Source organism: Bacillus sp. 41-22 (assembly GCF_025809295.1).
GTDB lineage: Bacteria > Bacillota > Bacilli > Bacillales > Bacillaceae_G > Bacillus_A > Bacillus_A mycoides.
The window spans coordinates 3,114,290-3,136,426 of sequence record NZ_CP084035.1 but is presented as its reverse complement, the minus strand read 5'-3'; the positions used below and the strand labels follow the sequence as shown (position 1 = coordinate 3,136,426).

At 32.1% G+C, this 22,137-nt stretch carries 22 protein-coding genes; 17 read left to right on the top strand and 5 right to left on the bottom strand.

The genetic code is table 11. From position 1 onward, the window contains the following. Nucleotides 1-462: 462 nt before the first annotated feature. Genes LCF45_RS16010 through LCF45_RS15995 form a run of 4 tightly spaced genes read right to left on the bottom strand, consistent with a single transcriptional unit; the run spans nt 463 to nt 4,293 of the window. Nucleotides 463-1,071: a response regulator transcription factor gene (locus tag LCF45_RS16010; protein WP_002128205.1), complete on the bottom strand. Its 609-nt coding sequence runs from the start codon at nt 1,069-1,071 to the stop codon at nt 463-465. Then, a complete protein-coding gene (locus tag LCF45_RS16005) occupies nt 1,043-3,184 on the bottom strand; it encodes a sensor histidine kinase (protein WP_033730040.1) in 2,142 nt (713 codons plus the stop codon). The genes LCF45_RS16010 and LCF45_RS16005 overlap by 29 nt, the downstream gene beginning before the upstream one ends. Next, complete coding sequence (locus tag LCF45_RS16000; protein ID WP_002128202.1) at nt 3,177-4,145, bottom strand: polyprenyl synthetase family protein; 969 nt, start codon at nt 4,143-4,145, stop codon at nt 3,177-3,179. The genes LCF45_RS16005 and LCF45_RS16000 overlap by 8 nt, the downstream gene beginning before the upstream one ends. Beyond that, entirely contained in the window at nt 4,120-4,293 is a 174-nt protein-coding gene (locus tag LCF45_RS15995; protein WP_001030236.1) for a hypothetical protein, read from the bottom strand. The genes LCF45_RS16000 and LCF45_RS15995 overlap by 26 nt, the downstream gene beginning before the upstream one ends. A gap of 241 nt (nt 4,294-4,534) precedes the next feature. Here LCF45_RS15995 and LCF45_RS15990 point away from each other — a divergent pair, with 241 nt between their 5' ends. From LCF45_RS15990 to LCF45_RS15920, 15 genes are all read left to right on the top strand, one after another. Then, complete coding sequence (locus LCF45_RS15990; protein WP_000606628.1) at nt 4,535-4,675, top strand: gallidermin/nisin family lantibiotic; 141 nt, start codon at nt 4,535-4,537, stop codon at nt 4,673-4,675. Nucleotides 4,676-4,724: 49 nt separating this feature from the next. Next, entirely contained in the window at nt 4,725-4,865 is a 141-nt protein-coding gene (locus LCF45_RS15985) for a gallidermin/nisin family lantibiotic (RefSeq protein ID WP_000606628.1), read from the top strand. A 49-nt stretch (nt 4,866-4,914) separates the two neighbouring features. After that, on the top strand, nt 4,915-5,055 hold the full coding sequence (locus LCF45_RS15980) for a gallidermin/nisin family lantibiotic (protein ID WP_000606628.1): 141 nt from the start codon (nt 4,915-4,917) through the stop codon (nt 5,053-5,055). 49 nt (nt 5,056-5,104) lie between these two features. Then, on the top strand, nt 5,105-5,245 hold the full coding sequence (locus LCF45_RS15975; protein ID WP_000606628.1) for a gallidermin/nisin family lantibiotic: 141 nt from the start codon (nt 5,105-5,107) through the stop codon (nt 5,243-5,245). An 86-nt stretch (nt 5,246-5,331) separates the two neighbouring features. Continuing rightward, nucleotides 5,332-8,547 (top strand): lantibiotic dehydratase, encoded by a 3,216-nt coding sequence (locus LCF45_RS15970; RefSeq protein WP_002128200.1) that lies wholly within the window; start codon nt 5,332-5,334, stop codon nt 8,545-8,547. Next, nucleotides 8,519-10,402: an ABC transporter ATP-binding protein gene (locus LCF45_RS15965; RefSeq protein WP_002128199.1), complete on the top strand. Its 1,884-nt coding sequence runs from the start codon at nt 8,519-8,521 to the stop codon at nt 10,400-10,402. The genes LCF45_RS15970 and LCF45_RS15965 overlap by 29 nt, the downstream gene beginning before the upstream one ends. A gap of 17 nt (nt 10,403-10,419) precedes the next feature. Continuing rightward, complete coding sequence (locus LCF45_RS15960) at nt 10,420-11,775, top strand: lanthionine synthetase C family protein (protein ID WP_263892963.1); 1,356 nt, start codon at nt 10,420-10,422, stop codon at nt 11,773-11,775. Nucleotides 11,776-11,800: 25 nt separating this feature from the next. Further along, a complete protein-coding gene (locus tag LCF45_RS15955) occupies nt 11,801-12,409 on the top strand; it encodes a flavoprotein (RefSeq protein WP_263892962.1) in 609 nt (202 codons plus the stop codon). 115 nt (nt 12,410-12,524) lie between these two features. After that, on the top strand, nt 12,525-13,259 hold the full coding sequence (locus tag LCF45_RS15950) for an ABC transporter ATP-binding protein (protein WP_001058380.1): 735 nt from the start codon (nt 12,525-12,527) through the stop codon (nt 13,257-13,259). After that, entirely contained in the window at nt 13,256-14,086 is an 831-nt protein-coding gene (locus tag LCF45_RS15945) for an ABC transporter permease (protein WP_002128195.1), read from the top strand. The genes LCF45_RS15950 and LCF45_RS15945 overlap by 4 nt, the downstream gene beginning before the upstream one ends. 19 nt (nt 14,087-14,105) lie before the next feature. Then, nucleotides 14,106-14,864: an ABC transporter permease gene (locus LCF45_RS15940; RefSeq protein WP_002128193.1), complete on the top strand. Its 759-nt coding sequence runs from the start codon at nt 14,106-14,108 to the stop codon at nt 14,862-14,864. Nucleotides 14,865-14,889: 25 nt separating this feature from the next. Continuing rightward, complete coding sequence (locus LCF45_RS15935; RefSeq protein WP_002128192.1) at nt 14,890-15,669, top strand: ABC transporter ATP-binding protein; 780 nt, start codon at nt 14,890-14,892, stop codon at nt 15,667-15,669. Next, the gene (locus LCF45_RS15930; RefSeq protein WP_263892961.1) at nt 15,644-17,491 is read left to right on the top strand and encodes an FtsX-like permease family protein; all 1,848 of its coding nucleotides are present in this window, start codon (nt 15,644-15,646) and stop codon (nt 17,489-17,491) included. The genes LCF45_RS15935 and LCF45_RS15930 overlap by 26 nt, the downstream gene beginning before the upstream one ends. Before the next feature lie 63 nt (nt 17,492-17,554). Next, nucleotides 17,555-18,235 (top strand): response regulator transcription factor, encoded by a 681-nt coding sequence (locus LCF45_RS15925; RefSeq protein ID WP_001014563.1) that lies wholly within the window; start codon nt 17,555-17,557, stop codon nt 18,233-18,235. Then, a complete protein-coding gene (locus tag LCF45_RS15920) occupies nt 18,235-19,689 on the top strand; it encodes a sensor histidine kinase (protein ID WP_002128187.1) in 1,455 nt (484 codons plus the stop codon). The genes LCF45_RS15925 and LCF45_RS15920 overlap by 1 nt, the downstream gene beginning before the upstream one ends. Before the next feature lie 10 nt (nt 19,690-19,699). Here the strand turns inward: LCF45_RS15920 and LCF45_RS15915 are convergent, their stop codons facing one another. Beyond that, on the bottom strand, nt 19,700-21,115 hold the full coding sequence (locus LCF45_RS15915) for a S8 family peptidase (protein ID WP_000743643.1): 1,416 nt from the start codon (nt 21,113-21,115) through the stop codon (nt 19,700-19,702). 408 nt (nt 21,116-21,523) lie between these two features. Here LCF45_RS15915 and LCF45_RS15910 point away from each other — a divergent pair, with 408 nt between their 5' ends. Both LCF45_RS15910 and LCF45_RS15905 read left to right on the top strand, forming a co-directional pair. Further along, nucleotides 21,524-21,646: a hypothetical protein gene (locus LCF45_RS15910; protein ID WP_000541014.1), complete on the top strand. Its 123-nt coding sequence runs from the start codon at nt 21,524-21,526 to the stop codon at nt 21,644-21,646. A gap of 128 nt (nt 21,647-21,774) precedes the next feature. Further along, entirely contained in the window at nt 21,775-22,005 is a 231-nt protein-coding gene (locus LCF45_RS15905) for an alpha/beta-type small acid-soluble spore protein (RefSeq protein ID WP_002128181.1), read from the top strand. Nucleotides 22,006-22,137 lie beyond the last annotated feature (132 nt).

Here is a 22,137-nt window from a genome sequence, read left to right as displayed (position 1 = left end):
CTAATCCTTTTAAAAATATTTTACTTGCTGAATTTGGTAAGTAGGTAAAAAGGAAAAACGGATAAATTTTGAGGTTTTTGGAACTTTGACGGTAATCCAGCGCTATTAAGCTAATAAAATAAAATCCTCCCTAAAATAAAAAAATACGCTATTCTTTCTGTAGAATCATAGGAAAGGATGGCGTGTTTTCATTTTGAGCAAGATTTTGCTTTTCCAGCCTGAGAGAAATGTGGTGGGAACATATACAGAATGAATTTAAAATATAATGGGGAGGGAATTTATGAATATAATAAAAGATTGTAATTTTTATCTGGTTAAAGTTATCTCAAATGAAGAAATAGGACCCAATCATGAGTCCTATTTCTTCATTTGCAGGTATTGGTGGTTATATACTATGATTCTGTGTCTCTGTATTTATCAATAAACTTTTAGACATAACAGTTCTGCAATGTCACCTTATCCTTAAAAACCTTCAATTAATCCTTTTTTAATCCCTTTTACGACTGCTCCAACTCTTGAATCTACACCCAGTTTTCTAATAATTGAAGAAATGTGATATTCTACAGTTCTTTTACTGATTGAAAGGTCCGTACTAATCTCATAATTTGTTTTATCTTTTGAGATTAAGAGTAATATTCTTTGTTCAGCAGAAGTTAGTGCTTCAATATTATTTCCCATAATCTGATTCTTAGAAAATAGTATATATCCCATGTGACTTTGACGAATTGCGTTAGCTAGGTCAAATGCTGATCTTTCTTTCGTAATGTATGCACTTGCTCCAGCTTCAAAGGCCGCATTATAATATTCTTCATGATCATATCCTGATAGAATTACAACCTTTACATCCGGAAATTTTGACAATAAATCTTTTGTAAGTTCAATACCATTATACTGCTTCATCCTGATGTCTGTAACAATTACATCAGGACGGGTATCTTCCACAGTTTTAATTAATATGGAAGGATCGTGAACGGTATTAATCACCTCAATATCTTCCTCAGATTCTAGTAGTCTTTGGATGCCTAGCATAACCAACAAATGGTCATCCACTAGTAGTGTATGTATACTCATTATTTTCCTCCCAATTTACTGGTATGGTAAATGTGACTAATGTTCCATGTTCTTTTTCAGAAGATATTCTCAAATTTCCGTTCAACTCGGAAATTTGACGCTGGATGGTCATTAGACCAAGGTGGTTGCTTGTACTAAATTCAGAAAAACTGTTCGGAACACAAAAGCCTATGCCGTCATCTTCTACAGTACAAACATAGCAGCCTCTTTCTTCTATGATATGTATTTGAACATTATTCCCCTTGGAGTGCTTAATAGCATTATTCAGTAGCTCTTTTATAATACGATAAATCTGTATTTCGAGATTTTTCGAGAGAATTTTTAATTTGCAATTAAATTGTATATGAATGAGAATGCGATAATTTAATTCGAACTCGCGTTTTAGTGTGTGTAAACTTGCTTCTAAACCTAAATCTTCTACGATAATAGGGTGAAGATTATGACACATTTTTCTAATGCTATAGATAATATCTTCAAGTTGCTCATCCATTGAATTTAATATGTCTATAGAAAAGTTTCTTTTGGTCTGAAGCATTCTTATTTCGTTTAATTGCAAAATAAGAATTTGAAGAATTTCATCATGTAAGAAAATCGAAAGTCTTTTCCTTTCATTCTCTAGAGATTGAATAATCTGATAGTTAAATTGTTTCCAGTTTTGAGCTTTTACCTTTGCTTTTCGAATTTCTTTTTTATTACTATTGAGGGTATTAACACTTAATAGTAAATTTGCCGAGTTTATTACAACCTCTTCAAGTTCATTAATTTCTTGAGGTTTAAATAATGTATAATCATTTTTTTCACCAATAATAATAGCTCCCTGCATGCCTTGGTAAATGAGTATTGGAAAACAAATTAAGTGGTATTTTTCAAACTGAATATGAATAGGAGTAGTACCTTCCTTTAGTAAGTAATTCTGTTCAAGTTGATTCAATTGGTTAAACAGCTCAAATTTATCCATATCCTGAAAAATACCTGTCTCATATAATGAATGATAAATACTATTTGAATTCCATATTATGGAAACGCCGTTAATGTTAAACATCTGGTTAATAAGCTGTCCGACTAATTTTGCAAGTTCTTTAGCATGTTTTTCCTTCGAGAGTGTTTGAAAAAGCTCAATCTTATGTAAACCTGATTGTGCATCCTTTTTTATGTTTAAATACCTAAATAATGAGAGAATAAGTTTATATATATATACAGAGAGTACAACAGATAATACACTTAAGCCGCATAGTATAAATATTTCTTTTTGTGACAAATCTATGAATTGCTCAACCGAAAAATTTAAAAATAAGAAATTGAGCAAGTAAAAGAGTAAGTTTGTTAGCCATTTAGAAATTCTAATCTCAAATTCGATAACTTCTTGCTTTATTAATAAATAAGAAATAGTTAAAGGAAATATAATAATACTAGGTAAACAATATGTAAATGGAATTTTAGATTCCCCAAAAAGTAGACCGGGAATCAGATTAAGTAGAACAATAGGTAAAAAACTAAGAATAATACCAAAAATCAGAATATATAATTGACTTTTCACCTTAAGGTTATTTTCTCGTAAATGTAATGAAACAAGAAAAACACAGATGCTAATACTCAGAAATAGGTTAGTAATTAGTAAAACTTTAAATAAAAAGCTAAAATTATTGTTAGACATATATCCAAAACAACAAAAAATTATATAAATAATTGTCAATCCTGTTGAAATTACAAATGATACAAGGTTGAATATTTTTACATATTTTGGTTTGGTAGATACAGGGAAATTAGAGAAAAAACTTATTAAGAGATAAGAAAGTATAAAAATACTACTCACCTCTATAGCTTTAAAAATATTTATATCATAGCTAGATAATAAGGATGTTAAAATAGCTATCCCAAAGACTGATGTTAGAGAAAAGAATTTTTTTGCTACAATAGATTGTCTTTTTTTTAAAAAGCTAATTAATCCTATAGTAAAAAAAATAAGACTAATAACGCTGATCATATAAAAATGACTAATTAATAAAGAGTTAACGCTTTCTTTAAAATTACTAGAGTGAAAATAGTAAGTATTTATTAAAAGTATTAATAAATATAAAATGCTTAAAGGTATACAGAACCAAATATTACGCATAGGAGTGACCTCTGCCCATAACCATCATTTGAAAATAAGTCATTTCGTCTTTAGAAAGAACAAAATGCATTTCTAAGAGTGCAAATGCTTTTCTATAATATAGTTGAGATAGGATACGACAATAGTGAAGTGCTCCAGATTGTTCTATGTAATCCCGGACTAATGCCCGAACTTCAGGTGACGAAGATATTTGTTCATCCGTTAAATTTTCAAAAAAATTATCCTGTGTTTTGCAACTATATTCATAAGCTTTTAAAAAAGGAAGATAAGCCTTTAAGTCCTGAAGGTCATTTTTATTATCTGTCATGGCATCATTAGCATCATTTCTTAGCTGACCAGCTATCCCTATATAAGATGTAATTTCTTTTAAAATTCTATTTTCAGGATTAATAGTTCGAAAGATAATTTCTGTGAGTAGACCGGATTTCTTTTCAATAAGTTTCATATATTCTTCTTCACTTAAAATTATTTTTTTATCTATTGAAAAACAAAATTGGATATCTTTCCATTCTCCACAACACGAATGTATCAATTGTTGGAGAAGATCTCGTGTTGCAGTATCTTTTGTCTTATAAGTTAAGTATATCAGTCCTTGCATAAGTAAATATTGAGAAACTAACAAAAAACGAGGATATTCGTTTTTAAAATATAATGGATCTAATACGTCTCCATCACACAAATCATCTATTATATCCGCTGATAAAAAGATAAATTCAACCCCCATTGCCTTATCTAATTCTCTTTTTGTTATTGGTTGTCGTTTGGTCAAAAAAGAAAGAGCTAGATATAGCTCTCCCCACGAGAAGCCAGAATATTCAGGATTTAAAACCTTTCCTTTATGAGAAAGACATTTCTGAATAAGTAGAAGTATTTCAGATTCATCACTTTGATTACGGTAGGAGATATGGTAATCAATATGATTGATTAAACAATCTTTAAACCCACTGATTTCCACCATCAATTTTCACCCGGAAATCCTTTGCATACTCATCTAATACAATTCGCTCTTCAACTGATAGTGTCTCCAATGAAGGACATAATTCATAAGTTTCAAAGGTAAGTTTGTTTTTTTTCATCTCCATTAAAAATTCCCATATTGCTTTATTCATAAAAATAACCCTCTTTCCAAATATTCTGTATTTTAGTTCTATATAAAAAAAATACAATAAAAATGGGATATTTTCAATATAGTCCTTAAATTTTTAATACTTAATTTACATATATTTTTTTTATTATGCGTGAATTTACAATATAAACTTGCGGAATATACGGATTCTACTAGGATATTTATCTGATAAATTAGACACATAAGACATAACGTCTTAATAAAAATTTTAGGGGGAAAAGAAAATGATTAACGAAAAAAACCTTTTTGATTTGGATGTTCAAGTAACAACAGCTTCAGGTGATGTAGATCCACAAATTACAAGTATTTCAGCTTGTACGCCTGGTTGTGGAAACACAGGTTCATTCAATAGCTTCTGTTGCTAATTGCTACATAAGACATATTGTCTTAAAAAAACTTTAGGGGGAAAAGAAAATGATTAACGAAAAAAACCTTTTTGATTTGGATGTTCAAGTAACAACAGCTTCAGGTGATGTAGATCCACAAATTACAAGTATTTCAGCTTGTACGCCTGGTTGTGGAAACACAGGTTCATTCAATAGCTTCTGTTGCTAATTGCTACATAAGACATATTGTCTTAAAAAAACTTTAGGGGGAAAAGAAAATGATTAACGAAAAAAACCTTTTTGATTTGGATGTTCAAGTAACAACAGCTTCAGGTGATGTAGATCCACAAATTACAAGTATTTCAGCTTGTACGCCTGGCTGTGGAAACACAGGTTCATTCAATAGCTTCTGTTGCTAATTGCTACATAAGACATATTGTCTTAAAAAAACTTTAGGGGGAAAAGAAAATGATTAACGAAAAAAACCTTTTTGATTTGGATGTTCAAGTAACAACAGCTTCAGGTGATGTAGATCCACAAATTACAAGTATTTCAGCTTGTACGCCTGGCTGTGGAAACACAGGTTCATTCAATAGCTTCTGTTGCTAATTGAATGCCAAAAAAGAGGGAACACAGATGTGTCCCTCTTTTTCTCCTATTATAATATTTGATTAGAACAGAAGGGAAGATTCCAAATGATTACAGAAAAAAGGAAGACTATTCATACATCAAATAAAACCGCATGTAATAATATATTTGAACCTCTACCATTTTTTATGATTAGATCCCCGTTTTTACCATTTAACGCACTATATCAAATTAAGGATCAAGAATTATTGATTGAAAAATTAAGGGAATATGCAGAAATGGATTACATTAAGGAAGCCATTGCCATTGCAAGTCCTTCATTGCTTGAATCTCTTAAATATATACATGGTGATTTAAGTAATAGGAAAACACAACAAGTAATATCTTCTGTATTACGATATATGTTAAGAATGACAACACGCCCAACACCTTTTGGAGCTTTTTCCGGGGTAGCATCCGGAGAGTTTAAAGAAAAATCTTTACTTGAAATGAGCCATTTTGAACAATTTAAGAAAAGAACTCGGCCTGATATGGAATGGTTATTGGGAGTGGTTTCATCACTTGAAAAAAATCCTTGTATTCTCCAATTTTTAATGGTTAGTAAAAATCATGCTACTTATCGTGTCGGAAACCGCCTATATTTACCTTTTTCAACTGAATGTGGACAACTTCGTAAGAAAGATATGGAGAAAAAAGAAAATATTTCAATTACATATAGTGAAGTTGTTAAGAAAGTTTTAGATTTAGCTGAAACACATATTACAGTGAAAGAGCTTCTCCAAAAGTTGAATAATGACTATCCAGGCACAGATATAAAGGTAATGGAAAACTTTATTCTCCAGTTGGTAGAGCAAGAATACCTTATAACTGAGCTAAGACCGCCACTTACATATGACTCCCCATTTGATTATGTGATTGACAAGTTAAAAGTAAGAGTTGGTGAAGATCAAATATGGGAAGATTTACTGAAGGTAAAAGATTTAATACTTGTTTATGACCAATTACAGCTTGGAAAGGGGCTTTCTATATACAACGATCTTATCCTATTAATGAAGGGGATTTATGAAGTTTCAACGCCTCTTCAAGTAGATTTCGCTTTAAATATGCATGATTTAGCTATAGGAAAAAACGTAGCAAATGATGTTAGTAAAGCAGCTCAAGTGTTATGGAGCATAGCCGATAGCGGAGTTGGATTTCCTCATCTCCAAAAATATCATATTGAATTTTTAGAAAAATACGGAACAACTAGGGAAGTTCCATTGGTAGAACTTTTAAGTGAGGAATTAGGGCTTGGAGCACCCGCGACATATAAAAATCCAAAAGGAAATAGGGATGGAGAAAATTTTACGCCGCCTTTAGATGAAGAACGTAATGTCCAATTATCATATATGCTTATTGAAGCTATTCATAATCAGCAAAAAGAAATTGAAATTACTGATGAAATAATTAGCAGAATTGGAATAGAAAAAGATACTCGATACGCTCCAGATTCATTTGAAGTATATGGAGAATTGTATGCTACTTCGCAAGAGGAATTAGACAATGGAAAGTATAATTTATGCCTAAGCCCAAATCCAGGATCTCATGCAGCAGGAAGCACATTTGGTCGATTTTTAGATATCTTAGATCCAAATGTTAGACGTGAAATTCAGCAACAAGAAGCGGAGATTGACCATCAATTTAATAATGATATCGTTATGGTAGAGGGAAGTTTTCTTCCGGCAACTGGCCGTTCAGCGAATGTGGCAATTGGAAAAACTACAAGAGAAGTAACTGTAACTCTTGGAACAAATGGAGATGAAGATACTTTGCAAATTCCAATTGATGATATTGTCGTTGGAGCATCATTAGAAAACTTTTATCTGAAATCTAAAAAATTTGGGAAAAGAATTAAAGTGGTAGCTGGTAATGTACTAAATTACCAAAGTGGCCCTAATATTTATCGCTTTATGAGAGAAGTTTCCCTAAATGATTTAGACCACTGGAGAACATTCAATTGGGGTAATATGACATCTTCACCTTATTATCCAAGGATTCGTTACAAAAATATCATTCTGTCTCCTGCAATTTGGAAGTTAAATAGAGAAACTATTGGTATGAAAAATAAACCTAAAAGTGATGATGAATTTTTAATCCTATTTGAAAAATGGAGAGTGAAATGGGCTGTTCCACGCTATGTATTTATGACGTATAGTGACAATAGGATTTTAATTGATCTTGAAAATATTCTTCATCTTCGAGAATTAAAGAATGAACTTTTTAAGCAGGGTAGATTACAGTTGAGAGAATCATTACATGACATCAATAAAAATTGCCTTAGCAGCCCGCTGGGTAGTCATGCAATGGAAGTTGTATTTCCGTTGAAAAAAATGAACGATGTCGCTAAAAGGAAGAGTTTAGGAGCTGTTGAAGACGGAAAAAAAGAGATGGTTAGTGAGAAAATGATTTATCGTTTGCCCGGAAGTGAATGGCTATATGTTAAGCTCTATGTTCCACAAGCAAGAGAGAATGAATTTATTTCAAAATATATGACATCATTTGCTAATAATATTGTACAAAATGGTTTGGCTCAATCATGGTTCTTCATGCGATATCGTGATCCAGATGCTCATATTCGTTTGCGATTTTATGGAGATCCCAAGAAGTTGAATGCATCTGTTCTTACTCATTTAAGGGATTGGGCAAATAATTTAATGAACTCTGGATTTATTCATAAAATGACGATTGATACGTATGAACGAGAAATAGAGCGATATGGTGGTCCGTATCTGATAGAATTGGCCGAGAATTTCTTCCATTACGATAGTAGGTCAGTAACAATGCTTCTTAATGTGATCGGACAACAAGCTGAACTGCCAGTACATGCACTGGCATCCTTAAACATAATTGAGATTATGGAGAATTTTGGTTTAACTTATGAACAACAATTGGAAACTATTGAAAGAAATACAGATAAATATGAATTCATGGATGAATTTAGACCAATGAGAAAATTATTAAATAACATTGGAAATCCTGAAGGTGATTGGAATAATTTACGTAATTACAATTCATCAATTGGACTAGAGATTTATAAAAGTCTATTAGTTCGGAGAGAATCATTAAAAGAATATTTTTCCAGTATTCAACAATATAAAAATGAAGACAAGCTCTGGAATAAACAACAAACAATTATGGGAGCAATTATTCATATGCATTGTAATCGACTATTGGGAGCTAATCGGGAACTAGAAAAAAAAGCACTTGCCTTTACGCGGCATATCTTATCAAGCCAGCGATATTGGAGGAATCAGAATGAAACAGATACTCAATCACACACCTGAAGATGAGAAACTATCATTTTCAAATATTTTAAAGTCTTTTCATTATTGGCCTGGTTTATTTAAACTTTTATGGGAAACGCACAGAGGATATTTCTTCTGTGTGCTTACCTTAAATTTTGTAAATGGATTATTACCTGCAGCATTGATTTTGACAATCCAATACCTTGTTAATACAGTACAAAACATCTACCAGAATGGGTACAAGGATGATTATTTTACTCATGTTTTACCGTTTTTTATAGCCTTTGCACTAGTTACAATTTTAACGGGTGTTACAGGATCAGTTTTGGAAACATATAAACAGCTTTACCGAAATCTTCTTTCTAATAAAATCAATGTAAAATTAATAGAAAAAGCAAAAAGATTACCTTATTCCAGTTTCGAGAACCCAGAAATTTACAACAAACTTCAAAGGGCGCGCCAAGATTCCACATATAAACCATTTGCTATTTTTGAAGAACTTATGGGGATTATAAAAAGTGGAATAACTGTGATTTCTATTTCCGGTATCTTAATGATTTGGAACTGGCAGTTTACCCTAATTTTAATTCTATTACCACTAATCTCTTCCTGGTCAATCATGAAAATTGGAAAAGAAATTTTTTTAATTAGTCATAAGCGTGCCGAAGAAACAAGAAAACAATTTTACTACTACTATTTGCTAACGACAGACATCACAGTAAAAGAAGTGAAATTATTTGGATTGGGCAATTTACTTCTAAAAAATTATTCAAATATGTTCAATCGATTTTATCTGCAAGATAGACGTCTGCTTTTAAAAAAGATGAGGATTGACCTGTTTTTTCAATTAATCAGCGTGGCTTTTGTAATGTTTGTGCAGTTTATGGTGGTTATGGATGCTGTAACAGGGATTATTGCTATTGGAAGTCTTATCGCTTATTTTCAAGCTGTAAATACTACACAAAAAACATCTAATGAATTAATGTATATGATTTTTAATATGCACCAAAACAATCTTTATATGACTCAACTATTCTCATTTTTGGACGTTCCTGAAGAAAGGGATGTTTCAAATAATGGAGACAATACTTATTTAGATAGCATCTCTTTTGAGGAAAAAGGTATTCGATTTATAAATGTCTCTTTTAAGTATCCTGGTCAAAAAGAGTATACATTAAAAAAAGTGAATTTTCACATAAAACCAGGTGAAACATTGGCTCTTGTCGGATCTAATGGTTCGGGTAAATCTACGATTGTAAAGTTAATTACAAAACTTTATACGGACTTTGAAGGGATTATTCTATTAGATGGAAAACCCATTCATCAATACAGTACAAACGAATGGCAGGATAAGATTAGTGCTATTTTCCAAGACTTTGTTAGATATGAACTAGATGTTAAAGATAATATTGGCTATGGTGACTATAAAAAAGCCGATCAAGTAATGGCTATACAAGCTGCTGCTAAAAAATCTGGAGCATTAAAGATGATTAATAGTTTGCCTAACCAAATGGATACACAACTTGGGAAAACTTTTGCGAACGGAATTCAGTTATCTGGAGGGCAATGGCAAAGAATCGCCATTTCAAGAGCATACATGAGGGATGCGAGCCTATATATTCTAGATGAACCTACTGCCGCATTAGATCCAGAAGCAGAAGAAGAGGTTTTTAGAGATTTTAAAGAAATTACAAAGAATTGTATGGGGCTCTTTATATCCCATCGGTATTCAACTGTAAGGCATGCTACAAAAATTATGGTCCTCGATAAAGGTAGAGTCGTGGAACTAGGTACTCATAATGAACTATTAAAGATAAAAGGAATATACGCAAGACTATTTGAGTTACAAGCTAAAAATTTTATAGATTATTCCAAAATTCAAGTGAATGTTTAATTAGAGAGGAGAAAAATATGCAATTAACTACAGAAAAAAAGTCATTTTGGTTACAGGGAATTAGTATTGAAAAAAGAAATAAAGCATTAAAGTTAGTTCGTGATATAGCAGAGCAATTAAAGGATCCGATGTATGTAGAAAAAATTGTTATGGAGCCTGATAATATACCAAATGGAGGAAAACTTCATCCATGGGACCCCATTACTTTATCCCATGGTTATCCAGGTACTATAATGTTATTTGCAGAATTAGATCGACAGTTTCCAAAAGAGGGATGGGATCTTATTGCACATAGTCACTTGGTAGAAATACAAAAGGCAATAGAAAAACAAGGTGTGAATAGTATCTCTATGTTTGGCGGTGTTTCTGGTATTGCGTATGCGACATCGTATGCTTCGCGTAACTATGAAAGATATCATATATTTTTACAAAAGTTAAATGAATTTGTACTTTCGCAGTTACATCTTGTATTGAACTACGGGAAAGAAGAATGTGGTGTTCATCCATTTATGTACGATACAATCCAAGGTGCTACTGGAGTAGGGCGTTATTTACTGCAAAATATTCAACTTGAATCAAATTTGGAAGCACTCAAACAAATTCTCAATTGTTTTATTAATATGTCTAATGACATTGAGGTGAATGGAGAAGTTCTACCTGGTTGGTACGTACCGTACACCAATCAGTTTTTGGAAACAGATAAGATACTATTTCCGGATGGGAATTTCAATTGCGGCCATGCTCATGGAATGCCTGGCCCACTTTCCTTGATGGCGTTGGCTATCGAACAAGGAATTGAAGTTCCTGGACAAAAGCAAGCGATTCGTAAAATGATAGATTGGCTAATAAAATGGCAAGATGAAGGTTCGTGGCCTGCGAGGCTTAGTTTTAAAGAAGTGGTCAATGACCAATCATACCACGTGTATCCGAAGCGAAAAGGCTGGTGCTATGGAAATCCAGGAGTGGCAAGAGCTCTCTATCTGGCTGGGAGATCCTTGAAGGATCAGAAGGCCATGAAAATTGCATTAAGTTCTTATCAAGATACACTTTTGCAAAGTGAGGAAGAATGGGATTTATCTTCTCCAACATTTTGTCATGGAAGAGCGGGATTATTACAAATGTCTATTAGGATGGCAAAAGATGAAGATGGGGAAATATCGATGCAATCCATTACAAAATTAATAGATTATGTAATGGATGCATATGATCCTCAAGCACCATTTGGCTTTAAAGACTTACAATCCAATGAGCAGACTTCAAACGAGCTAAACAAGGTAGGACTATTGGAAGGTGTAAGTGGTGTACTTTTAACATTATTAAGTCTAAGCGCAGTAGAGGAACCATGGTGGGACGGAGTATTTCTAATTTCCTAATCAAGAATTGAGAGGATGTTACAGTATGAACCAAATGAATCAATTGCTTAATTCTAAGAAAATATTAGTAGGAGTAAGCGGCTCTATTGCAGTAGCTGGAATTTTTCAATATTTAGCTATATTGAAAGCGAATTTTAGTGAAGTAAAGGTTATCATGACAAAAAGTGCAATAAAACTTATCCCTGCAGAAACCGTGAAATTATATTGTAATGAGGTATTTATCGATGAGGAACTTACCCTAAGTGGTAAACCAGGTCATGTGGAATTGGCTAGATGGGCAGACTTACTAATGGTATTACCAGCTACAGGAAATACTATTTCAAAAGTAGCTCATGGTTTAGCTGATGATTTATTAAGTACAGTCATTCTTGCTCATGATAAACCAGTTCTCTTTTTTCCTAATATGAACAAATTAATGTGGGAGAAAAAAGTAGTTCAGAATAATGTTAAACTTTTAAAAGAATATGAACATATAGTGATTCCGCCTTTGAAAACAACAGCTTTTGAAATTGCGACTATGTCTTTGAAACCGAACTATGTTTTACCTAATAATCAAGAAGTATTGCATATACTCTTTAAGGAATTTGAGAAAAGAAAGTCAGTAACTGTACATGAAACGGTTGAAATGCACTAAAACTCACATTTTTGTGAGTTTTTTTCTTTTCTTTATTCTTTTCTTTATTTTTTTTCTTTTCTTTATTTTTTTTTAATATTTGTCTTCTATATTAGTCCATAAGGAGGGATTTTATATGAATAATGAAATAGTTTTAGAAGCAAATCACTTAACAAAAACTGTAGGTGGCAAGACAATAGTAAATGATTTTTCAACTAAAATATATAAAGGAGATATTTGTGGTTTTCTGGGGCCGAATGGGGCAGGAAAAACAACTGTTATGCGTATGTTTACAGGATTAATTCGCCCGACAAAAGGAGTCATAAAAATAAGTGGTCAAGATGTAAATCAAAATAGACAACAGGCTTTGATGAATATGGGCGCAATTATCGAATCACCAATATTCTTCCCGTATATGACGGGTAGAAAAATGCTACAAAATTTAGCGAGATTATACCCTGCTCTTTCTCGAAAAGAACAATTGGAACAAGTAGAAGCAATACTATCTATTGTAAGGTTAACTGACGATGCAGATGTGAAAATTAAAAATTATTCATTAGGAATGAGACAGCGACTCGGGATTGCACAAGCTCTTCTAGGTGATCCAGATGTTATTTTATTAGATGAGCCAGCCAATGGTCTGGATCCTATGGGCATGAGAGAGCTAAGGGAATTAATTCTTGAACTTCGTGAAAAGAAAAATTTAACCTTTTTTATTTCAAGCCATTTACTAGATGAAATTCAGCAAATGTGTGACCGCCTTGTCATAATTAGAAATGGAAAGCTTATCACCCAAGGAAGGAAAGAAGAGTTAATTACAGATCCAACAAAAAGGTTGGAAGATGTGTTTGTGGAGATGATGACATCATGAGGGGGCTTTTTATTTCTGAATTTGAAAGGCTTTGGACGCAAAAAATAACTTGGATAATCTTGTTTTTCTTACCTTTAATGGTAGTTGCGTCAGTTAAATATTATCTAAACTGGAATCAACATACTTCTCCTGGAAGACCAGATTACGTTACTGCTTTAAATTTTCCTATAATAAGTATTTCTGAGCATCTTGTGGTTTCGTTTAATATTATCGCTATAATACTGATTTCTACTGTTATAGCGCATGAAGTAGAAAATGGACAATTAAGAATGATTTTGATTCGTCCATTTTCTACCTCACAACTTTTTGTAGCTAAGCTTGCTACTATATTAACTACCATGTTCCTATATTTAACTTTGTTTTGGATTTTTAATTCCATAGCAGGCTATTTATTCTTTCCAAAAGTAGATACATTAATAACATTTATAGATGAAACCAAGGTTTCTATTGCAGGGGCGATACTATATAACTTAAAGTATTTCTTTGCATGTTTCATTACTATGATTTGTATTGTTTCTGTATTTACATTAATAGGGGCGTTAAGTAGAAGTACGATGATCACTCTTGGATCAGGGGTGGCCTTTATTTTCTTTGCTATTGCAATTCCACAGATTTTAGAATTCTCTAGCCAAACGATAATTAGCGCTAATACTGTACTACATCTTATGTACATGTCAATCGTTAAAATTCAGCATACAGGTATAGCATTTCTACTTTCATCAAGTAATAGTATAAACATTTACATTGTTATAGTGGAAGCGATTTATATTTTCTTATTTGGAATGTTCGCATACTTGTCATTTGTGAAAAGAGATTATTTTATTTGAAAACTAGGAGGGAGTTCAATTGAAAGCATTAGTTATAAGTGAATGGGAACGACTATGGAATCAGAAAAAAAGTAAATGGATGTTGGGGATTTTTACTGTTATTGTTTTTCTTCAAGCTTGGTTTTTGAAGTACTATGGGGTTGGGATTTATAATGATGGGCAACAAGTGCCACTAAATTCTTGGAATTTTTCATGGTTTTTATTAAAGGAATCTTCTTTCTTAATTACTTTGATTTTCATGCCTGTATGTTTCTTGAATAGCTTAAATGTAGAATACAACTCAGGAGCATATCGTCTATTTTTAATTAGGCCTTTTCAACGATTAACCTTTCTTATGTCAAAATGGTTTTCTCTTTCTGTAATGGTATTACTCTACTTATTTGTTGTTCTTTTTATTGGCATAGTACTTGGGTTGGTGTTTTTTAAAGCAGATGATGCTTTTACTTTCTACGGTCAACAAAAGACCTCTATAGAAGCAATATTCTATACGGTACAAGTATATGGATTGTTTTTTATTATTCAAATGTGTGGTTTAGCTATTGCTAGTTTAATAAGTATCATAATTTCAAATGCAGTTATTAGCTTTTTCCTTCTGATTGGAATTTACATCGGCTGCTTGTACATAAGTCAGTTATCGTTCTTTTTATTATCCGTTCAAAGTATCTTCCATGCTCTCAGCACAGGAAGTAACAGTTTATACGTCCTGATTCTAGGTATCATGATTATTAGTGTTAGCGTTTGTATAAGCATTTGGAATAAAAAAGAATTTACATGTTAATAAAAGGATAGAAGGGAGGTTTACCATGATTATGTTAGAAGCTAAAGGAATTGAGAAAGTTTATAAAACTAATTTCCAAGAATATCCAGTTTTAAATAATGTCAACTTAACTGTTCATGAAGGAGATTTTGTAGGGATTATGGGACCTTCAGGGAGTGGAAAGTCTACACTTTTAAATGTGCTTTCCTCTCTTGATTTTCCTTCAAATGGAGAAATTACAATTAAGGGACAGAATTTAACTAATATGAATAGTGATCAATTAAGCAATTATCGTCGCGAAAATATTGGTTTTATTTTTCAAAATTACAATTTGTTAGATCACTTAACAATTGAAGAAAATATTCTTCTACCCGCAGCTTTAAGAATGGGGAGCAAAAAGGGTGTTAGGGATAAACTCGAAACATTAGTGAATGAACTAAATATTGAACCGCTTTTGCCAAAGTATCCCTATGAAATCTCTGGGGGACAACAGCAAAGAGCTGCTATTATTCGTTCGTTAATTAACGATCCTTATCTGTTATTTGCTGATGAACCGACGGGAAATCTAGATTCAAAATCTGCTTATGATGTATTGAATATACTAAAAACATTGAATGAAACACATAAATCAACAATCTTAATGGTAACTCACGACTCTGTAGCTGCTAGTTTTTGCAACAGGGTCATATTTTTGAAAGATGGCAAGATTGTTCATGAGATGCAACGTTCCCATGAAGAAAAGCAATTCAGTTTCAATCAACGTATACTACTCTATATCTCTAAGGAAGTGGGGGAGAATGATGTCAATATTTTCACTCGCACTTAAAAATATAACTCGCAATCTTTCACTGTATATAGTGTATCTTGTAAGTTGTATTCTATCAGTTACAATTTTTTATATGTACGCAGCATTTCTTTCATATCCAAAAGTTTCTGGAATAGAGCAACTGTTAATTGCGTGTGAATTCATCATCTTGCTATTTTCATGCTTTTTCATTTCATATTCTTATGACCATTTTCTTACTGAACGGAAAAAGGAAATTGGTATTTGGAAAACATTCGGAGCTTCAAAAAAACAATTATTTATTATCATAGTTTTAGAAAATTCGATAATTGGAGCAATTTCTATCTTAATTGGGATTATGATTGGTATAGTACTATCCAAAAGCTTTTTTGATTTCATCGGGAAATCTCTCTTCTTAAGCGAGTCATTTTCCTATTTCTTCTCTCCAATTGCTACCTTTTTTACAGTTATTTTGTTTGGAGTTCTGTTCTTTTTTGTTTCATTGCGTAGTTATTATAAAATCGGACGCATTTCTGTTTTGGAATTATTTCAAGAGACAAGAAAACCAAAGGATTTACCTAGGTTTTCAAAGAAGAAATTCATTATTTCCCTGTTAATTTTGGTTATTTCTTATGTTTTTATCCTTAATGCATCTTTACCCGTACTATTATTCTCTTTTCTACCTGTAGCTGCTCTTTTATTATTAGGAACGTACCTTTTTTGTTCGCACGGATTAGTAGGAACTGTGTCCTATTTAATCAATAAAGAAAAAAAGCATTTAAATGGCATTCGAATGCTAATATTTATAAGTCTAAGGAAAAAACTTTATTATAATGCTAAAATTATCTTCCTTGTTTCAATACTCTTATCAATGATAATGATATTAATCAGCTCCATATATTTATATTCAGAGTTGAATGATCAAAGAATGCGAAATAGCCACCCACAGCCAGCTATATTTATTGTTGATAAAAAACAAGAGAATACACTAGAATCTGCTTTAGAGAAAAGCTTCAAAGGAGAGGTTGAGGGATTTCATAAGAAAAAATGGGAAGGTATATTACTGAATTCATCAAAGGGAGAAGGTAAAACCTTTATACTACAAACAGATTCATTCTTTATAAAGGACTGGACAGAAACAAAAAAAGATAACCTGTTATTTAGTAAAAAAAATGAGAATATCGATAAGTTGCATATCCAAACAAATAACGGTAATACAGAATTGATAGTAAAAAATATGGTCGAAAAACAGGCGATTAACTCGGTATCTCGGATAGATAATGTAGCTTTTGTACCAGCAGATACTTTTAATGAATTAGAGAAGGGATCATTACCTACTCAACATGTTTCATTTTACACATTAGATTTCAAGGAAAATAATAAGGGTTATAGTGCACTAAAAAAATTATTTGAGACACTCCCTTTAGAGATAAAGGAACAGTCCAGTGTTCGTCTTCTACATTATGAAAATACAGTTCAATTAACTTCAGTTTTATGGATAATAGCATTATTTATCGGTTTTATCTTGTTAATTGCTTTATCCAGTCTTCTTTGGTTTAAGTTATATGAAGATATATCTAATGATAGAAAAATATTTCACTCTTTAAGAAAAATCGGTTTGAATTTCAATGAAATAAAAAAAACATTAAGGGTTCAAATTGCTATAATTTTCTTTGTACCAATTATTCTGGGGGGGATAAATCTATTTATAGCAATCTACGCCTTGCAAAATATATTGGGAGGAATTAAAATTTACTCAATAATATTAATATTTTTTATTTTCTTAGTCTTCCAATTAATATTTTTCTTCATTTCAAACCACTATTACTATAAAAAAGTTGTTCATGAAAAGAATATTAATTAACAAGAAAATATATTTTACAAAATAATAAGATTTTTAATCTAAACTAGAAAGGAGTGTTTTTTTATGAATGGAACGATTCTTGTTGTAGATGATGAGTCAGAAATTGTAGATGTACTCTCTGATATATTCTCTGATCGTGATTATAAAGTTCTCAAGGCCTACAATGGAGAACAAGCGCTAGATCATTTAAAAACACAAGTTGATTTAGTCATTTTAGATATTATGATGCCTAAAATGGACGGTTTTGAATTTTGTAAGGTCGTTCGTGAACAAATAAAATGCCCGATTCTATTTTTGAGTGCTAAACATTCAGAAATAGATAAAGTAAAAGGCTTTACTTTAGGTGGAGATGACTATATTACAAAACCATTCCAAGTTAAGGAGCTAATTGCACGTGTTGAGGCCCACTTGAGGCGTGAGAAAAGAGAACGTGTAAACTTGCAAAATCAACGTTTCTTAGGAAACTTGACCATTAACTATTCACAGCATGATGTTTTCATTGATGGAGTAAAAATAGATGTAACGAGTAAAGAGTTTAAAATATTAGAGCTTTTAACGGTAAATCTAGGACAAATCTTTTCTAAGGAACAAATTTATGAAAAAATTTGGGGGCTGGATGCAGTTGGGGATCTCAATACAATAATAGTACATATTAATAACTTAAGAGCTAAGTTAAGTTTAGGTATGTCAACTTACCATATTAAAACCGTATGGGGAGTTGGCTATAAGTTGGAGAAATGTTAATGTTAAAAAAATTATCGTTGAAAAACCAATTTATTCTAACATTTGCAGCTGTAATATTTTTAAGTATTGTCAGTACGGTTTGTACGTTAATTTTAATATACTCTTTTCTTTTTATTTATAATGAAAAATCTGTTTTACCTGCCAACCATTATGAAAAACAAGTGCCCAGCATTGAAAAATTTGTAGAAATGAATGGGGATAAAATAGTAGATTTATCCTATCAAAAAAAACTAGAGAAAGTGATTCCAATGCAAGGAATTACTTATCAAGTTATGAATACGAATGGAAATAGATTATATGGTACATTGAGCGATGAATTATTGAAAAATGATAAAGAAGTGTATCATAAAATAAATACATCTACTCAAAATGGTAAACTAATTACAAAATACATTCCAATTATAAGTAATGGTAAACTAGTTGGTGTGCTTGCTGTACGATACATATTAGCTGCATCTATTGATTATTACATAGAATATGTATTTATTATTGCTTTTCTTGTTCCTTTTATATTTTTAACGCTTTATTCTTATTTATTAGCTAAGCGTTTAGGAAAACAGTTGAATAAACCTATCAAAGAGGTAATAATGGCCTCACAAAAAATTAAAAACAAGGATTTAGACTTTGAAATAAAATATGAAAGTGAAAATGAAATAGGTATATTAATTGATTCTTTCAATAGTATGAAGGAAGAATTAAAAAATTCATTGTATGTTCAATGGAAATTAGAACAGGAACGTCGGGATATGGTTGCTTCCATTGCACATGATTTGCGAACACCGTTAACTATTATTTTGTCTCATGTAGAAGTATTAATGGAACCCATGCCAAATAATCAAAAACGGATTCATCACTACTTGCAAACAATTAAGAATAATACAGAAAGAGTATTGCATTTAACAGAAGAAATGAGGAGAGTCTCTGAAGTGGACAACCCTGATTTCACTCTTATGATTTGTAATATAGCTCCAGCTGAAATGATTCCAGAAATGCTTGAAGAGTTTAAGGAATTGGCAGAAAATGAAGATATACAATTAACCTATACTTTACTTATTAAATCAGAAGAAAAAAATCTTAAGTTTGCACTTGATCCGAATCGTTTGCATCAAATTCTTACGAATATTATTTCTAATAGCATTCGTTTTACTCCAAAAAAAGGAAGAATTGATGTGCAAGTGGAGGTGAAAAAAGACGTTATGTCTTTTTCTATCTCGGATTCTGGAGTTGGATTTAATACAAAAGATATTCCGTTTTTATTTAGTAAATTCTACCAAGGTGACCTTTCAAGGTCAAATCAACTACATCATGGACTTGGTTTGTATATCGTGGAAAAATTGGTTAAAAAACACGGTGGAGAAATTCATGCTGAAAATAATGAGATTCAAGGGGCATGCATTTCATTCACGATACATTCTCTTTTTAGTAACGAAAAAAGGAACTATGAATTGTCATAGTTCCTTTTCATTATTTAATAGCATTATATACGTCCAGCTGTCCGTTCCCCCAAGAGGCTTTATCAGGTGCTATATCTTTCTTTATTCCGTTTTTGTAAAGGTGTGAAATTGATCTTTTCGGTTGATTTTTAAAATTATAGTGATTGATAATTAGAGCTAGTGTAGCGGATACTTTCGGAACTGCCATTGATGTACCAGCGGCAAATAAGTATCTTCCAGTATTAAAAGTTGTCAGTACTTCCTCTTGTCGGAAAAGACCAGTATTCCACCATACCTCTTCGCCATATTGTTGCCATAAACGATAATCTCCTCCTGGAGCAGATATGTCAATGACCCCTTCTCCGTAATTAGAGAATACAGAACGTTGTCCGGTTGGACCGGTTGATGATACTGTTACTACACCTGGTAATTCCCCAGGTGCTTCTATTCCTACACCAGTAAATATTTTCCCCTCTTTTTCATATTTTTGTTTAAGAAAGTTATTTAGCTCCTGTTTATTAGCCACGTTTACAGAATCATTTCCTGCAGAAGCTACTACTACACTACCATGCTGATTGGCATATTCTATAGCACGTTTGTAACCTTCTACTTCTGCCCATCCATTGTCTACAAGTTTTCCATTTTCATAGACTTTTCCATTTACATAATAGGAACCAAGACTAAGGTTGATAACATCTACATCATCCTTAGCTGCTTCGATGATGGCATTAATGACCCAGGCTGCATCAGCTGATTTATTTCCAAATACACGATATGCTCTGATTCCCGTATCAGGAGCAACGCCTTTTAATTCCCCATTTGCAGCAATAGATCCTGAAACGAGAGTTCCATGGCCATTGATATCATTTATATTATTAATATCACCTGTCTCTTCAGGTTCAGTACCTCTCAATCCTCCCTTTGGAACGAAGTTTTTAGATCCAGGAATAAGATTTTTTACTAAGTCAGGATGATCCACATCGACTCCCGAATCAATAATTCCAACAACCACATTATGAGAGCCAGTTTCTTTTTTATAACTTTCTCCATTATGAGTAATTTCCTTCATGTCCCATTGCATATCCCATAAGGGAGGTAGGTTTGTATCTAATGTTTTTGTTGAAAGAGTTGATAAATTAGGCATTTTTATGGAATGAGGAACCTCTGGTTTTTCGACTTGCAAAGAAGGATTAACTGATTCAAATAAGGGAGATTGATTTTTAGAAATTTGTGTATCTCCTTTGAATTGAATGAGTCCTATCTCCGGGACAGTATAAGTAATTTCTCCATTCTCCTTTTTTATCTCAGTGATGCCTTGCTCAAATTTTGATGGGTCTTTTAATAAAACGGTGTAATATTGCTTAGGTTTTTCCTGAGCATGTCCTACATTAGAAAGTAAAAAACACGTTAACGCGGTTGAAATGACAGTGATTGCTTGTTTTTTCATAATTATCCCCTTACTTTTATAAATTGGAGGTAGAATTTGAAGATGAACCGCAGAACAAGGCCCTATTGCCCACTTTATAATTCCACTTAGATCCTATAAATAAGGTAACAAATCATTCGGAATTTTAAATCTGTATATACCGTACATATAAGTGGTATTTAGCGCAATATTACTTTCTTTGGAGTTACTTTAAAAACAGAAGCATAATTCTTTTGGTGGAGAAGCCATCAATTTTTTGTTCTAATGAGTGAATGAAATTAAAAAAGTATCCTAAAGTAAATAGGGGGTATCTGTATTTAGGTCTTTATTCAGTAGGGAACTTATTGTTTTTGTATTTGAAGGTTATAAATATGTATAGCAATAGCAATAAAAATGAAATGTGAATTTAAATATTTAGGAGAGTGTATGATGGGATATTTAAGAGTTTTCACCTTAAGGGATGGTCGTGAAAAAGCAATAATAGTAGAGCCATGGCGTTTATTTAAAGAAGAAATGAATGTTTTAGGAATCAAAGATTCGGATGCGTTCTAAATTCATCTAATCGAGTATAAAAAAGAAAAGCAATTTACTAGACAGAATATGAGACAGAAATGAATCGTGTTATGTATAAATATCATAATTACGCACATGTTATATACGAATAAAATGGAGGTGTAATTATGAATATTCAAAGACACGAAAACAATAATAATGAAATTCATATTTCCGCTGCTGCAAGTGCAATCGAGCAGATGAAATGTGAATTTGCTCGTGAACTAGGGATTACACTTGGTCCAGAAACATCTGCGCGTGCTAATGGTTCTGTTGGTGGAGAAATTACTAAGCAAATTGTTCAAATGGGTGAGGAACAATTAATGGGACAATATAGATTGCATCAACATACCATATAAGCAATTAAAAAATATCCTTTCTTTAAACGAAAGGTATTTTTCCTATATTTTTACATTGATTTCAAAAATATAGAATCTATACAAAAAAATGAAGGGTCATATTAGTTTATAACGCATTATAGGTATCTAAAT

Excerpts from the sequence above, each read along its gene's own strand:
- LCF45_RS16010 (WP_002128205.1), bottom strand. The coding sequence starts at position 1,071 with ATGAGTATACATACACTACTAGTGGATGACCATTTGTTGGTTATGCTA.
- LCF45_RS16005 (WP_033730040.1), bottom strand. The coding sequence starts at position 3,184 with ATGCGTAATATTTGGTTCTGTATACCTTTAAGCATTTTATATTTATTA.
- LCF45_RS15995 (WP_001030236.1), bottom strand. The coding sequence starts at position 4,293 with ATGAATAAAGCAATATGGGAATTTTTAATGGAGATGAAAAAAAACAAA.
- LCF45_RS15990 (WP_000606628.1), top strand. The coding sequence starts at position 4,535 with ATGATTAACGAAAAAAACCTTTTTGATTTGGATGTTCAAGTAACAACA.
- LCF45_RS15985 (WP_000606628.1), top strand. The coding sequence starts at position 4,725 with ATGATTAACGAAAAAAACCTTTTTGATTTGGATGTTCAAGTAACAACA.
- LCF45_RS15980 (WP_000606628.1), top strand. The coding sequence starts at position 4,915 with ATGATTAACGAAAAAAACCTTTTTGATTTGGATGTTCAAGTAACAACA.
- LCF45_RS15975 (WP_000606628.1), top strand. The coding sequence starts at position 5,105 with ATGATTAACGAAAAAAACCTTTTTGATTTGGATGTTCAAGTAACAACA.
- LCF45_RS15970 (WP_002128200.1), top strand. The coding sequence starts at position 5,332 with ATGATTACAGAAAAAAGGAAGACTATTCATACATCAAATAAAACCGCA.
- LCF45_RS15965 (WP_002128199.1), top strand. The coding sequence starts at position 8,519 with ATGAAACAGATACTCAATCACACACCTGAAGATGAGAAACTATCATTT.
- LCF45_RS15960 (WP_263892963.1), top strand. The coding sequence starts at position 10,420 with ATGCAATTAACTACAGAAAAAAAGTCATTTTGGTTACAGGGAATTAGT.
- LCF45_RS15955 (WP_263892962.1), top strand. The coding sequence starts at position 11,801 with ATGAACCAAATGAATCAATTGCTTAATTCTAAGAAAATATTAGTAGGA.
- LCF45_RS15950 (WP_001058380.1), top strand. The coding sequence starts at position 12,525 with ATGAATAATGAAATAGTTTTAGAAGCAAATCACTTAACAAAAACTGTA.
- LCF45_RS15945 (WP_002128195.1), top strand. The coding sequence starts at position 13,256 with ATGAGGGGGCTTTTTATTTCTGAATTTGAAAGGCTTTGGACGCAAAAA.
- LCF45_RS15935 (WP_002128192.1), top strand. The coding sequence starts at position 14,890 with ATGATTATGTTAGAAGCTAAAGGAATTGAGAAAGTTTATAAAACTAAT.
- LCF45_RS15930 (WP_263892961.1), top strand. The coding sequence starts at position 15,644 with ATGTCAATATTTTCACTCGCACTTAAAAATATAACTCGCAATCTTTCA.
- LCF45_RS15925 (WP_001014563.1), top strand. The coding sequence starts at position 17,555 with ATGAATGGAACGATTCTTGTTGTAGATGATGAGTCAGAAATTGTAGAT.
- LCF45_RS15920 (WP_002128187.1), top strand. The coding sequence starts at position 18,235 with ATGTTAAAAAAATTATCGTTGAAAAACCAATTTATTCTAACATTTGCA.
- LCF45_RS15915 (WP_000743643.1), bottom strand. The coding sequence starts at position 21,115 with ATGAAAAAACAAGCAATCACTGTCATTTCAACCGCGTTAACGTGTTTT.
- LCF45_RS15910 (WP_000541014.1), top strand. The coding sequence starts at position 21,524 with ATGGGATATTTAAGAGTTTTCACCTTAAGGGATGGTCGTGAAAAAGCA.
- LCF45_RS15905 (WP_002128181.1), top strand. The coding sequence starts at position 21,775 with ATGAATATTCAAAGACACGAAAACAATAATAATGAAATTCATATTTCC.